The organism is Acholeplasma equifetale ATCC 29724 (genome assembly GCF_000687735.1).
Classification (GTDB): domain Bacteria; phylum Bacillota_I; class Bacilli_A; order Acholeplasmatales; family Acholeplasmataceae; genus Acholeplasma; species Acholeplasma equifetale.
Window position 1 is genome coordinate 70,216 of record NZ_JHXL01000002.1, and the last position, 15,621, is coordinate 85,836.

Sequence of the window (15,621 nt, forward strand, 5' to 3'; positions counted from 1 at the left end):
TTTTATGAAAACTAAACATCACGATCTAATAGAAGAGATACAAAAAAGATCATTTAAACTTTTAATGGATTTAACAAATTTTAATGAAAATGAAAAAGGTTATGGTTTAACTTTAGATCACAACTTAAAACTAAATGTTGCATCAATTGCTACAACAGGTTTTGTTTTATCGGGGTATATTATAGCATCTGAATATGGTTATTTAAGTTATGATGATGCATTATATAAAGTTAAAAAAACACTTAAAACGCTTTATTATCATGTTCCACATTATAAAGGTTTTTTTGCACATTTTGTAGATATTCATACTGCAGAACGATATAAGAAAAATGAATTTTCAACAATAGACACACTTTTATGTATTAAAGGTGTGATGTCTGCCCAAATGTATTTTAAAGATGATGAGATTAATGATTTAGCAAATAAAATTTTAAAACGAATTGATTGGAAATCCTTTGTTCATCTTCATCAAGGAAAATATAGATTTTATATGGCGTATAATCCTGATGCAGATGGAGATTATGCTCAAGGGAAATCAGGGTTCATCTTTCAATGGCATATGTTAGCTGAACAAATTATGATGTATGTTATTGCAGCAGGATCTAATCAATTAGATAAAAAGTTAGCACTTGATTTATATGAAGGTTTTGAGAGAAATCTAGGTTCATACCAAGGACATCAATACTATTATTCACCCGGAAATACATTGTTTATATATCAATATCCATTATGCTGGTTTGATGGTAAATCTTGGATAGATAAAGATGGTTTTTCTTGGTTTGAAAATGCCAAAAATGCAACCTTAGGACATCGAGCTTGGAACTTAAGAAACTATAAAAAATATAAAACATTTAGTAAAGAGACATTTGGATTAACAGCATCAAGTACACCGAACGGCTATAGCGTTTTTCATGCAATTCCAAGTGTGAACGGGAAACCTTTAACAGATGGAACTGTTGCTCCAAATGCGATGGTAGGGGCATTAACCACTAATCCAAAAGAAGCAATCAAGGCTATTTTATATATGAAATCATTGCCAAATATTTGGGGTGAGTATGGCTTTATTGATGCTTATAATTTTGAAGGAAATGAACCTTGGTATTCAAAAAAATATATAACGATTGATAAAGGTTTAGAACTTTTAATGAGTAACCAATATTTATCAAAAGATGTTGTTAATGCATTTATGAAACATCCATATGTCATTAAAGGATTGGAGGTACTCGAATGGAAAAAAATTTAACCTGGTGGAAAAATGCTTTAGTGTATCAAATCTATCCATTATCATTTAAAGATTCTAACGATGATGGTATTGGTGATATACAAGGCATTATTTCTAAATTAGAGTACTTAAAAGATTATGGTGTGGATGTTATTTGGTTATCACCTGTATATCAATCACCTATGGATGATAATGGATATGATATTAGTAATTATAAGGAAGTAAATCCATTATTTGGTACAAGTGAAGATTTAGAATTATTAATTCAAAATGTACATCGTCTTGGTATGAAAATTATTATGGATTTAGTTGTTAATCATACATCAGATATGCATCCTTGGTTTTTGGATGCGAAATCAAATAAAAATTCTAAATATAGAGATTACTATATTTGGAAAGATAAACCAGAGCCTATGATACATTCCATTTTTTCAGGGCCTGCATGGACTTATGATAATACAACTAATCAATATTATTTTCATTTATTTTCAAAAAGACAACCTGATCTTAACTGGCAAAATCCTAAATTAAGAGAAGAAATTTATGAGATGATTAACTGGTGGTTAGATAAAGGGATTGATGGATTTCGAATGGATGTTATTGAACTTATAGGAAAAGATATTGATTCAGGAAAACTAGGCGATGGACCGCACCTAGAAAAATACTTACATGAAATGAATGAACGTTGTTTCAAAGGAAGAGATATCATGAATGTAGGTGAAATGGGTGGTATATCTGTTAAAAGAGCTCAAGAACTTACAAGTAATCCTAACCTAGGTTTACATATGACATTTCAATTTTCACACCTTGGAATTGATGAAATTGAAGGGAAAGGTAAATGGGCTTTAAAAGACTATGAACCTATCAAATTAAAAGAAATTTTATCAAATAACAATAATATATTTAAAAATGGTGGTTGGAACGCTTTATTCTTATCAAATCACGACCAACCAAGACAAATATCTAGATTTGGTGATGAGAAAAATAGAATTCGTTCTGGTCAAATGCTATTTACGATGTTATATCTACAACGTGGTACACCATATGTTTATATGGGTGAAGAAATTGGTATGACGGGTATTAAGTTTAATCACATTGAACAGTATAAAGATATCGAAACGATAAATTACTATCATGAAGCAATTAAAAAAGGTATTCCAGAAAAAGAAGTTATGCAGTCTATTTATAAAAAGGGTAGAGATAATAGTAGAACACCTTTTCAATGGAATGATAAAAAATATGCAGGATTTTCAAATCATAAACCTTGGTTGGAAGTTAATCCAAATTATCATGAAGTTAATTTAGAAAATGATTTAAAAAATCCAAATGGTATGTATCATTACACAAAAAAATTGTTTCAAATAAGAAAAAAATTGAGTGTATTTGTTGATGGTGATTTCGAAGTTTTATTCAAAGAATGTAAAAATACTTTCATCTATTTAAGAAAAAATACAAAAACTCAAGTTTTAGTTATTACAAATATGACAAATAGTACGATAACAAAAGATTTAAGTCGATTTAAAAAATTTAAAATGATTTTAGGAAATGATCAACTTAAACTTAATGAACAAACAATATTAAACCCATATCATGCGTCTGTATTCGTGAAGGAGGAAGAAAATGACAATTAAAGATGTTGCCAAAAAAGCAGGAGTTTCTATCTCTACTGCAAGTTATGCATTAAATGATAGACCAAATGTACATCCTCAAACAAGAGAAAGAGTTTTAAAAGCAGCAGAAGAATTAAATTATTTTCCAAATGCCCATGCAAGAAATTTAAAAAGTCAAAAAAGCCGAAACATTGGTGTTTTCATCAATGGTTTTGGTGGACCAATTTATTCAGACTTATTAGAAGGTATAAATTTAGAATTACAGAAGAAAAATTATAATATTATTGTCTCAAGTGGTAAATCATCAAGTGTCATGCTAAGACAACGAAGTGTTGATGCTGCGATTGTATTTGATGAAAAAATTCCAAACGAAGATATTATTAGATTTTCTCGTCGTCAACCTATAGTTGTTTTAGATAGGGTCTTACAAGGAGAAAACATTTATTCATCAATGATTGAGAATGAACGTCTTGTTTATGAATTTATTTTAACTATTGTGAAAGAAAAAGGTTATAAAAATATAACGTATGTATCAGGTCCTAAGAACTCAGTATATGGTATGGATCGTTATAAGGGATTTTTAAAAGCACTAGAAGAATTAAATATTAAAAATCATAATTTTATTCAATGCGACTTTACAATTAATTCAGGATATGAAGCAGGATTTAATATGATTGAAAACAATCAAATACCTGATTTAGTATATTCTGCCAATGATGAAATGGCAATCGGCGTTATTAAAGCATTTAACGAAAAGAACATTGAAATACCTAATCGTGTTGCAGTTGCAGGATTTGACGGTATTTATATTACTGATTACACAACACCTAAATTAACAACAATAGCTATTAACTATTTTGAATGGGGCAGACAATTAGCTGGATTTTTAACAAGAGTACTCAATAACATTTCTGTTTATCCACTTGTTAATCCTGAAGCTAAAGTTGTCATTAAAGAAAGTGTTTAATCATGGACTTAAAAAAATTATTAGATAGTCTAACTTTAGAAGAAAAAATAGGACAATTAACAATGATTGCTCCACATTTCTTCTTAGACTCAAGTAAAACTTGGATTGCAGGACCTTTAGCAGAATTAGGTATTAGTGAAGACGAAGTCTTCTTAGCAGGTAGTGTATTAGGTATTGGTAATGCAGAAGAAATGATTGAAGTTCAAAAGCGTTATTTAGAAAAAAGCAGACATAAAATCCCTTTAATTTTTATGGCTGATATCATTCATGGATATGAAACAATTTTTCCAGTACCCTTAGCGTTAGCATCTAGTTTTAATGATGAAATATTATTTCAAGCAGCAAGGGTATCAGCAAAGGAAGCTAAAGCATCAGGTATACATGCAACATTCTCTCCAATGGTAGATTTAGTTAGAGATCCAAGATGGGGAAGAGTTGTTGAATCATATGGCGAAGATCCATATATGCTTTATCGATTTGCAAATGTACAAGTTAAAGCATATCAAGGAAGAAGTATTAAACATGAAGGATTTTTGGCATCATGTGTTAAACACTTCGCTGCATATGGGTTAGCCGAAGGTGGAAAAGATTATAATACGGTCGATTTATCGAGACTTAACCTTCATCAATATTATCTTAAAGGTTATAAAGGTGCCATCGATGCTAAAGCAAAACTTGTTATGACATCATTTAATATTTTTGAAGGTATTCCAGCAACAACCAATCAATATTTACTCAAAGAAGTATTAAGAAAAAAGTGGAAATTTAAAGGCACAATTATTAGTGACTATGCAAGTTTAAAAGAAACAATAAGCCACGGTACTGAAGAATCTGAATATAGTGCAGCAGTTTCAGGTGTAAAAGCGGGACTAAACATCGAAATGGCAACCGCACTTTATATGAAGAATTTAAAAGATGCGGTTAAAAATGGTGATGTTTCAATTGAAGAAATTGATGAGCTTGTTATGAGTGTACTTAAGCTTAAAGAAGAATCAGGTTTATTTGAAAATCCATTTATTGGTGCTAACCCTGAAAAAGAAAAACGTCTTATTCATTCAAAAGCACATATTGAAAAAGCATATAATGCTGCTGTTGAGTCAATGATTTTACTTAAAAACAATCATCGTGTCTTACCTATTAGACATTATCAAAAAGTTGCATTAATAGGCCCTTATACAAATAATCCAAAGATCAATGGTCCTTGGAGTTGGCATGGCGATAGACATGTGAATCAAACATTATATGAAGCATTCAAAAAATCATTTAGATTAGTTTATAGTGATGACTCATTTGATTCTAATATTGAAAAACTTAAATCATCTGACGTTATTGTAATGGCAATGGGTGAATCTCAAAAAGAATCAGGTGAAGCACATTCAAAATCTAATATTAAATTAGATGAACAACAAATTGCTTATATCAAACGTATTAAAGCATTAACAGGAAAACCGATTGTCTTAGTGTTGTTTAATGGAAGACCTTTAGATTTAAGTGATGTTGTTAATCATGTGGATGCAATACTTGAAGCTTACTTCCCTGGAACAATGGGTTCTAAAGCTATTGCACATTTATTAAGTGGTAAGCAAAATCCAAGTGGAAAATTAACAATGTCGTTTCCAAGAAGTGTTGGACAAGTTCCAATTTATTATAACCACTTAAATACAGGAAGACCTTATGCATCTGGTGGAGAATATGTTTCACACTATTTAGATTTAGAAGAAAAGCCGTTATTCCCGTTTGGATATGGATTATCTTACAGTAATTTTAAATATGAAAACGTTCAATTATCAAGCGACAAAATGAAACTCAATGAAACTTTAACAATTTCTGTTGATATAACAAACGATTCATATGTTCAGGGAAAAGAAGTTGTACAACTTTATTTAAGAGATCATGTCGCTAAGGTTTCAAGACCTGTAAAAGAATTAATAAACTTTAAAAAAATTGATTTAGCACCAAATGAAACAAAAAAAGTAATATTTGAAATTACAAAAAAAGATCTTGAATATTATGATCACAACTTAAATTTAAGAGTTGATCCAGGAAAGTTTAGTCTATTTATTGGACCAAATTCAGAAGAACTCATAGAAAAAGAATTTATTTTAGAATAGAGGAGTGATAACATTGAAAATATCATCACAATTAAAAAAACAACAAGTACATTCGAAAGATTTGATATTTGAATTACTTGAATCGGGTGATATCTTTAGAATATTTTATAAAGATTATCAACTTAATTTACTTAAAGGAAATCTACTTGATGGACAAGTTTCAAATATATACTTAAGAGTTAAAGACAATAAAGAATATCAAATATTTCCGCTTATCGGTTTACGAGCAAAAAGTGCTTTTGAGGTAAGGGGAAATCAAGTTATCTATCAAGGAATGGTGCTAGATACAACATACCAAGTAACGTTAACCGTTTTAGAAGATCGTTGGTACTATGATGTGTGGGTAAATCAATCAAGCACATTTAGAAAGTTTGATTTAGTTTATGGACAGGATGTAGGTATTGCACATTTTGGAAGTATTCAATCAAGTGAAGCATACACTGCTCAATATATTGATCATGCGGTATATGAAGATGAAAACGGCTTTAAAATTCAAAGTCGACAAAATCAAGGAGATCCACAGTTTTTACAAATTGGATCTTTAAATAAAGTTACAGGGTTTGCTACAGATGGATTCCAAGTCTTTGGAAGAAGTTTTAAAGTTGATTATGTGATGGAAGGTTTAAAAAAGGACTTAGAAAATAGAAAATATCAGTATGAGTTTCCATATATAACCTTACAATCTGAAACTTTAGATGGATCCACCGAAAACGCATTTACATTTTATGGATATTACGAACCAAAACGTGAAGAAATTTTAAGAGAATTACTTAAAATTAATCACACACATCAACCAATTAAAAGATATCAAGAAGTTGAACTAAAAGAATTTGAACCACTAAATCTTGAAATTATAAAAGTTTTAGAATTAGATAAAAAATTTATGGATAAAAAATATCCAAATCAAAGACATATTGAAAAACATAATGGAAAACTCTTATCTTTCTTTACTGACAATCATACACATGTTGTGACAATTGACAAAGAAAGATTAGTTGAACGTCAACATGGTCATTTATTAATATCTGGTGATTTATTAAGTGGAAAAGAAAATACATTTGCATCAACAAACTGGATGTTCGGTGTCTTTTCAAGCCATGTTGTCTTAGGTAATACAAATATTCAAAAATTATCAGGTGACTTAAGAAATCCACTTAATCTTCAAAAATTATCAGGATTAAGAATATTTATTAAAGAAAATGATAAATTTAAATTATTCGCAACACCAAATGTTTATGAAATGGGTATTAACTATGCACGATGGATTTATAATTATCAAGGAGATATCATCACTGTAACAGCATCGTTAAAACTTAATGAATGGGTTCATCGATTAACGATTGAATCAGAATTAAATAAACCATATGATTTTGTTATTACCAATCAATTGGTATTTGGTGATCATGAATATCAAAGAGATTTCAATGTTAAAATCGATAAAAATAGTGCAAGTTTAGAAGCGAAAGACAACAATGATTTTGTAGCATCAAAATATCCAAATTTAAAATATCGATTTAAAACTCAAGAAGGTGTCATAATCAGTGATGATTCTGTTTTATTTAATGAGCCAAAAGGACACGGCTTAATTAGCTTTACATTTAACAAACAATCAAAAGTAACCTTAGATATTGAAGCAACTTATGATGAATTTAAAGCATATGATTTAAATTTAGAAAAAGACTTGCTTGAATATAAAGATTTTATTGAATCCTTAACGGGTTATAAATTTAATCATAAAAAGCATAAAGAAGAATTACTACAACTTGAAGATACAATTTTCTGGTATACACATAACGCTTTAGTTCATTTTGCAAGCCCACACGGTTTAGAACAATCAAATGGAGCAGCCTGGGGAACAAGAGATGTTTTACAAGGACCAGTTGAACTCTTTATGACAGCACAGCGATTTGATTTAGTTCGAATGATTATCTTAAGAGTATTTTCAAGACAATTTATTGAAAACTATGATTTTCCTCAATGGTTTATGTTTGATAAATATTATGAAATTCAAGCACATGAATCACATGGTGATATCATCGTATGGCCACTAAAAGTATTAGGGGATTATTTAGAAGCTACTAATGACTTTTCAATACTTGATGAGAAAGTACCATTTATGTCAATGAAGGAAAACAAATGGGTTTTAGAAGACTCAACATTAAGAACACATGTTGATAAGACACTTAATGCCATTCAAAATTCATTTGTTAAAGGTATGAGTTTACCAGCATACGGTGGTGGTGACTGGGATGATACATTACAACCAGCAAATAAAAAATTAACAGACCATATGGTTTCAGGGTGGACCCCAGTATTACTTTATGAATCTTTAAATAAATTAAGTAAAGTATTAGAAGCTACACCATTAGGTTATCGTGTCAATGACTTAAAAGAACGTATTAAAAATGATTATGAAAAATATATGATTGTTGATGGTGTTCCTGCTGGATTTATCGTTGTTGAAGATGATCATATCGATTATCTATTACATCCAAAAGATAAAAACACAGGATTAAAATTGCGTTTATTACCACTTACACGCACAATTATTTCTGAAATGGTTGATAAAGTTCAAGCAATAAAACATGTAAGATTAATCGATGAATATTTAAAACATCCCGATGGTATAAGATTAATGGATACATTTGTATCATATCGTGGTGGTGAAAAAACATATTTCCAACGTGCTGAAACAGCATCTAATGTTGGAAGAGAAATTGGTATTTTATATGTCCACGCTCACATTCGATACATCGAAGCGATGGCTAAATTAGGATATAATAACGAAGTTTATCGTGCAGTATTTACAATAAATCCAATTAACATCCAAAAATATGTTAAAAATGCACAACTTAGACAAGCAAATACTTATTTTTCATCAAGTGATGCTGCATTTTATGATAGATATGAAGCTAAAGAAAACTTTGACTTGGTCAAAAAAGGAAAAGTTGACGCTAAAGCTGGATGGCGACTATATTCATCAGGACCTGGTATTTATATCAATCAATTAGTAAGAAATGTCATGGGTATTCGTATAACGCATGAAGGAATTATTTTTGATCCAGTAATTCCTGATCATTTAAAGGGATTACAAATATCATTCAAATATAAAAATAAAAATATTCATGTAACTTATAACCAAAAAGAAACAATTCAAAAAGTACATATTAACGGAAATACTTTTGATGATTATGTTGTAAGATTAGAACCAAATGCTTACAGAACATCTGGTGTTAAGATTTATGAAACACTGTTTAATAATTTAGAAGAAAACGTTTATATTGAATTAAAATAGTTTATTAAAGCCAACAAGTTGATTAACTTGAATTATGAAAGCGTATACATTATAATAAAAATATAAAAATATCGCTTCATAACTAAATTTATATTTATAAATTCTTAGTTATAAATGAGAATATATTCAGGTCGAAACGTTTCGACACATTAAATTATCCTAAGGGGGAAAATTAAAATGAAAAAAATATACTTATCAATCGTTGCTAGTTTGGTTGCACTTACACTTATGGCGTGCGGGACTAAAGATGATCGTCCAGTATTGACTTATGCAGGGTGGAATCTTGGTACGGTTGAACAAAATAACATTGAACGACAAATGCTTCAAGCATTCCAAGATATGAATCCGGACATTCGTGTTGAAATTATTCCACGTCCGGTTGTTATTGGAGAAGATGGATCTGAATCTGATGTAGGTTGGTTTGACTTCTTTACTGCAAAAGCATATGTAAATGAATTACCTGATGTTTTCCAAGTTGCAGATATTACAACATGGGTAACAAAAGGATGGTTAGATGATGTTTCAGATTTAGTTGAAAATGATCCTGATTTTGCATTAGTACCAGAAGATATTGCACATGATGCTAAATTTGATGAATTCTTGTTTGCATTACCGCAAGCTATGTATTATTACGGATACTTTATTAACCGTACAGTATATCAAAACATAACAGGCCATAAAGATATTGAATATGGTATTTCATTCGAAGATTTATTAGATGCCGCACAAGCGAACTCATATTATGATTTTGAGGGTAATGGTATTGGTATTGCAGGTATTGATGGCATTAGTTCAATTTATGAGTGGTTACCAGCTCAATACGATGATTCACTTGATTGGTATACATTCAATAGCGAAACGGGATATCATTTAAATTCAGTAGCATTTGAAACAGCACTCAATATACGTAATGAATTACTTGCAACAACAGTTAGTTATATATTAGATGCACAAGATAAAGATGAAAGAAGTGCTCAATATGGTACATCAGATCCTTGGGCAATTGGAAAACAATCAATTAAATGGGCAGCAAGTTATAACCTTAGAGACTGGATTGCTAAAACTCAAACTGAAGGTGATCCATTATATGGACACGATATTGACTTTATTGGTACACCAAGTGTTGATGGAACCCACAAGATTCCAGTTATTATGGACCATGTAGGTATTGCTCCAGGCACTAAGATGAGAGATAAAGCCTATGAATTAGTAAAATGGATGAGTTTTGGTGTTGAAGGTTTTAAAAAACGTATAGAAATTACTAAAAAAGATCCAACAAAAGGTGCTATTAACTTTGCTCCTATTACTCAAGATGTAGAATTAATTAATGCATACTTTGAATTGTATCCAACAATGACAGAATTTAGAAAAATTGTTGAAACACATCAATATTTCATTCGTGAATCATTATGGAAAGTTACTCCTGGTTATTGGGATTCAAGATCTAATGGAGCTTTTGATGGTTCAATTAACATGGGTGAAGCATTAAATAAAATTTTAAATGGCGAATTAAACTACGCTGATGAAAAAAATAAACTCAACAGTCAAGCAAATCTTCATTGGCAACAAGCAAAAGTAGAATTTGAAAAAGCAATTGAAAAGTATAGAAATAATAAAAAGTAGGTTAAATTAAAAACTTATGAAAAAAATTATTATATTAGTACTATCGACATGTTTGTTGATACCGTTTTTGATACCAACAACACATGCAAGTTTATTTGAGGAATCATTTGAAGCATCATTTGATAGTATTATTGCTAATAATTATAGAGATGTATTAGAAGTATGGCGTAATGAAGGTTTAAGGGATGATATCGAATTTGAAGGTATCATCTCCCCTTCATCTTTTAGTTTTGCTTCTAATCAAGGTGAACTTATTTTAGATGAATCATACCTTTCTTATTTACAAAATAATCATTTACCTGAAAGTTCAAATGGTGAAGTTTTTAAATTTAATGATGCAGAAGATGTAATTCAATCATTAAAAGCAACAATTGATGTGCCAGAAGCAGGATTATATAAAATAGGAATCGATTATTTATCTTTAACAACATCAATTGGAAATATTGAACTTGAAGTAAAAATTAATGGAGCATCTCCATATTATGAAGCAACTCAAATTATTATTCCAACTTTTTGGACAACATCAAGTGTTTTCAACCAAGATCGTTATGGAAATGATATTATGCCTAAAGCTGAACAAAAGTATATGTGGTCAAAATATGATTTCCGTGATGCATCAAGACTATATGAACAAGCAATACTATTCAAATTAGATGCTGGTTTAAATGAAATTGAAATTATCCGTCGTAGCGGATATTTCAAATTGGGACAAATTTATGTTACAAATTATGAACAATATATCAATTACGAATCATACTTAAAACAATACAATGAATCATTAAAAGTTAAAAATCTTTTAATAGAGAATGAAGGCGAAAAATTAAGCTATAAAAATGATGTTTCGATTCGTTATACTACAGATAGAAATCCAAGAAACACACCGTACGCATTAATTGAATCAAGACTTAATGTATTAGATGGTGCAACTTTTTCTGATTCAGGGCAAGCAATTTATTATGAAATTGAAATCAATGAATCAGGTTTATATTTAATGACCTTAAAATCAAAAGTAACAAAAGATCATACGCGTATTTTTCATACAGTAACAATTGATGGAAAAGTACCATTTAAAGAAGCAGAACGTGTTTACTTTACATCAAGTGGTTGGGAAAATAAAACGTTAGTTTATGATGAAGAACCACTTTGGTTTTATTTAGAAAAAGGTGTTCATACGATTGGTTTTGAAGTAAATAGCGCACCTTATAGAGAAATTTATTACAGAATAAATGACGTCATGCGAGAAGTAAACACAATCGCTATTGATATTAAAAAGTTAACAGGCAACCAAATCGATGAAAATCGTGACTGGGATATTATTGATTACATGCCAGAACTATCCAATGATTTAAATCGTTTTGGGGATTTAATTAAACAAAGTTATGAAGAATATAAATCAATTTCAAAAGCATCTAAAGATGCAGAAATAGGAAGTGGTTTAAAAGCGGCTTATGGATGGTTATATGATTTAGCATCTAATCCAAATGATGTACCTAAAAATATTAATCGTTTGACAGGTACAACATCGTCCGTGCTTCAACGTTTAGGTTTAATACTTCCTTTAATTATTGATTCGCCATTAACAATTGATAAAATTTATATTCACGGATCTGATGTATGGTTACCACAAGCTAACCCAGGATTTTTTGAAAATATTTGGTATGAGATTAAACGCTTTTTCGCAAGTTTCTTTTCAAATCAATATGGTATTCAAAAAAATAGCGATGAATTAACAATATGGGTTAACCGAAGTCGTCAATATGTCAATCTCATGCAACAAATGGCAGATGATGAATTTACAAGTGAAACAGGTATTAAGGTAAATATTTCCATTATGCCTAATGAAGATAAACTCATTTTAGCAACTGCAAGTAATTCACAACCTGATTTAGCAATGGGGGTTGCTGGATGGAGACCATATGATTTTGCAATTCGTAATGCATTGGTCGATTTAAAAACTTTTGATGATTTTATGGAAGTATCAAGTCGATTTAAACCAGGTGCATTTATGCAACTTATTTATCAAGAAGGTGTGTATGGATTACCTGAAACACAAAACTTTAACATTCTATTTTATCGAAGAGACATATTAGAATCATTATCTCTTGATGTACCAAATACATGGGATGATGTTTTAGATATGTTACCAGAACTACAACGATTTGGAATGAACTTCTATTCAATGTTATCATCTTCAAGCGCATTTAAATCATTTTCGACAACGATGCCATTTATTATGCAATATGGTGGTTCACTCTATAAAGAAGATGCTACAAAAGCAAACCTAGATAGTGAAGAAATTATTAATGCAATGACACTTATGACAGATTTATTTACAGTATATGCATTACCACTTGAAGTAGGAAGTTTTTATAATCAATTTAGATACGGCAATATTCCTGTTGGTATTGGTGACTTTGGTATGTATATTCAATTACTATTTGCTGCACCAGAAATTGCAGGGCTTTGGGACATTGCACCACTACCAGGAATTTTAAGAGATGGTGTTGTTGATAGAAGTTATGATGGTGCGTCCACATCAAGCATGATATTTAAAAATTCTAATAAAAAAGAAGAAGCATGGGAATTTTTAAAATGGTGGATGGACGAAAATACTCAACTTAATTATGCTGAAAATTTAATGGCTGCTTATGGTCCTGAATATATGTGGAATACAGCAAACGTTAAAGCATATGAATTAATGAGTATTAAACGAGAACATAAAGAAGTATTTTTAGAACAATGGAATTGGGTATTAGATACAGCAAAAACACCAGCAAGTTATATGCTTGAACGTGAAATATCAAATGCGTGGAACCGCGTTGTATATGATGGTGTGAATGTAAGAACAGCATTAGAAGACGCCTTAGTTGTTGTCAATAAAGAAATTGAACGTAAAATGATTGAATTTGGATTTATTGATAATCGAGGTAATGTATTAAAACCTTACCTTTTACCAACTAAAGAAACTTTAGAAAACTGGGTGAGTGTATCATGACAGAAGTTAAAAGAAAAAAACTATCAAAACGCGGTAAAGAAGAGATTGCAGGTAGTTTATTCATACTACCTTATGCGCTTGCATTTATCATATTTATCACAATCCCAGTTATTATGGGAATGCTGTTATCATTTACCTATTTTAACCTTTTAGAGTCTCCAAGATTTATCTTTTTAAATAATTATATTAACCTTTTTACAGCTGATGATGTGTTCATGCAAAAAGTAATACCTAACACAATACAGTTTGCTATTATTGTTGGACCTGTTGGATATATGTTAGGATTTTTCCTTGCATGGTTATTGGCACAAATACCGCATCGATCAAGAACAATTCTAGCTTTAGTCATTTATTCACCATCAATGACTGCTGGGGTTGCAATGAGTGTTATGTGGAAAATTATTTTTTCAGGTGATGAATCTGGCTATTTAAATGCTTTATTACTTCAAATGAATGTAATTCAAGAACCAATTCAGTGGTTAACAAACCCAGATTACTTAATGGGTGTAATGATTGTTGTTACACTTTGGAGTTCGATGGGAATTGGCTTTTTAGCGATGTTAGCAGGTGTTTTAAATATTAATCAAGAATTATATGAAGCAGCATATATTGATGGCATGAGTAATAAACTACAAGAAATCTTTTATATTACTATTCCATCAATGAAACCTCAAATGCTTTTTGGTGCCGTGATGAGTTTAGTTTCGACATTTAATGCAGGATCAATTGGTGTTCAATTATCAGGACAAAATCCAACACCTCAAAATGCTGGACAATTAATTGTTACACATATTGATGATTATGGATTTATTCGTTTTGATATGGGATATGCAGCTGCGATTTCTGTCATTTTATTAATAATGGTATTACTTTTTAATTATGCAGCACGTAGATTATTTGGAGAGAGGGATTGATCATGGCAAGTTTCCAAGGTACAAAGATTAACCCTAAAAATTTTCATATATCCCAGCTTAAGTTTTATTTAATATTAGTACCGATGGCCATATTCATGGCACTACCGATACTATATATTTTTACGACTGCATTTAAACCTATTAATGAATTATTTGCATGGCCACCACAATTTTTGGTGTATGAACCAACATTCAAAAATTTTATTGATTTATTTAATTTAACATCATCAACTGGTGTTCCAATGACTAGATACTTATTTAACTCAATTATTATTTCAGTAATTGTTGTTTTTGCAAGTATATTTGTATCTTCTTTAGCAGGATATGCATTAAGTAAACTCAATTTCAAACTTAAAAAATCATTATCAACATTAAATGATATTGCGATTATATTCGTTGGAGCGAGTGTTATTATTCCAAGATACTTAGTCATTCAGTCTTTAGGTTTAGTTGATAACTTTTTAGTTCATATCATTCCAGGATTGGCAATACCAGTTGGACTATTTTTAATTAAGCAATTTATAGATCAAATACCAAATGAATTAATAGAAGCAGCAAAAATTGATGGAGCAAGTGAATTTGAAGTTTATTTACACGTTATTTTACCGTTAATTAAACCTGCACTTGCAACAATCGCTATAGTATCATTCCAAGGAGTTTGGAATAATACGGAAATTTCAACACTATATATACATGATGAAACGATGAAAACTTTTGCTTTTTACATGTCGACACTCACGACACAAGCAAATACTGTTGCGGGACAAGGGATGGCTGCAGCAGCCAGTTTAATCATGTTTGTTCCTAATTTAATTATCTTTATTATTTTACAAAAGAATGTCATGGATACCATGGCTCATTCTGGTATGAAATAAGGTGATTCT

General features: G+C 30.3%; 9 protein-coding genes. All 9 read left to right on the forward strand.

The features are described from left to right. The first annotated feature begins 4 nt into the window (after positions 1–4). The 9 genes from T434_RS06540 to T434_RS0102025 all read left to right on the forward strand — a co-directional run bounded on the left by T434_RS06540 (position 5) and on the right by T434_RS0102025 (position 15,612). A complete protein-coding gene (locus T434_RS06540) occupies positions 5–1,243 on the forward strand; it encodes a glucoamylase family protein (protein ID WP_035358067.1) in 1,239 nt (412 codons plus the stop codon). Continuing rightward, positions 1,228–2,853, forward strand: a complete 1,626-nt coding sequence (locus T434_RS0101990) for an alpha-glucosidase (protein ID WP_026399679.1) — start codon at positions 1,228–1,230, stop codon at positions 2,851–2,853. Before T434_RS06540 ends, T434_RS0101990 begins: the two co-directional genes overlap by 16 nt. Next, complete coding sequence (locus T434_RS06545) at positions 2,843–3,799, forward strand: LacI family DNA-binding transcriptional regulator (protein ID WP_051614317.1); 957 nt, start codon at positions 2,843–2,845, stop codon at positions 3,797–3,799. The genes T434_RS0101990 and T434_RS06545 overlap by 11 nt, the downstream gene beginning before the upstream one ends. Positions 3,800–3,801: 2 nt before the next feature. Beyond that, positions 3,802–5,910 carry a glycoside hydrolase family 3 N-terminal domain-containing protein gene (locus T434_RS0102000; RefSeq protein WP_035358069.1) on the forward strand — a complete coding sequence of 703 codons (2,109 nt, stop codon included), beginning with the start codon at positions 3,802–3,804 and terminating at the stop codon, positions 5,908–5,910. A gap of 13 nt (positions 5,911–5,923) precedes the next feature. Continuing rightward, positions 5,924–9,205, forward strand: a complete 3,282-nt coding sequence (locus T434_RS06550; RefSeq protein ID WP_051614318.1) for a GH36-type glycosyl hydrolase domain-containing protein — start codon at positions 5,924–5,926, stop codon at positions 9,203–9,205. A gap of 177 nt (positions 9,206–9,382) precedes the next feature. Beyond that, the gene (locus T434_RS0102010) at positions 9,383–10,828 is read left to right on the forward strand and encodes a hypothetical protein (RefSeq protein WP_026399681.1); all 1,446 of its coding nucleotides are present in this window, start codon (positions 9,383–9,385) and stop codon (positions 10,826–10,828) included. 16 nt (positions 10,829–10,844) lie between these two features. Then, the gene (locus tag T434_RS07640; RefSeq protein ID WP_162150620.1) at positions 10,845–13,823 is read left to right on the forward strand and encodes an extracellular solute-binding protein; all 2,979 of its coding nucleotides are present in this window, start codon (positions 10,845–10,847) and stop codon (positions 13,821–13,823) included. Next, positions 13,820–14,737 carry a carbohydrate ABC transporter permease gene (locus T434_RS06560; RefSeq protein WP_162150621.1) on the forward strand — a complete coding sequence of 306 codons (918 nt, stop codon included), beginning with the start codon at positions 13,820–13,822 and terminating at the stop codon, positions 14,735–14,737. Before T434_RS07640 ends, T434_RS06560 begins: the two co-directional genes overlap by 4 nt. A 2-nt stretch (positions 14,738–14,739) precedes the next feature. Next, a complete protein-coding gene (locus T434_RS0102025) occupies positions 14,740–15,612 on the forward strand; it encodes a carbohydrate ABC transporter permease (RefSeq protein WP_026399682.1) in 873 nt (290 codons plus the stop codon). The last annotated feature ends 9 nt before the right edge of the window (positions 15,613–15,621 follow it).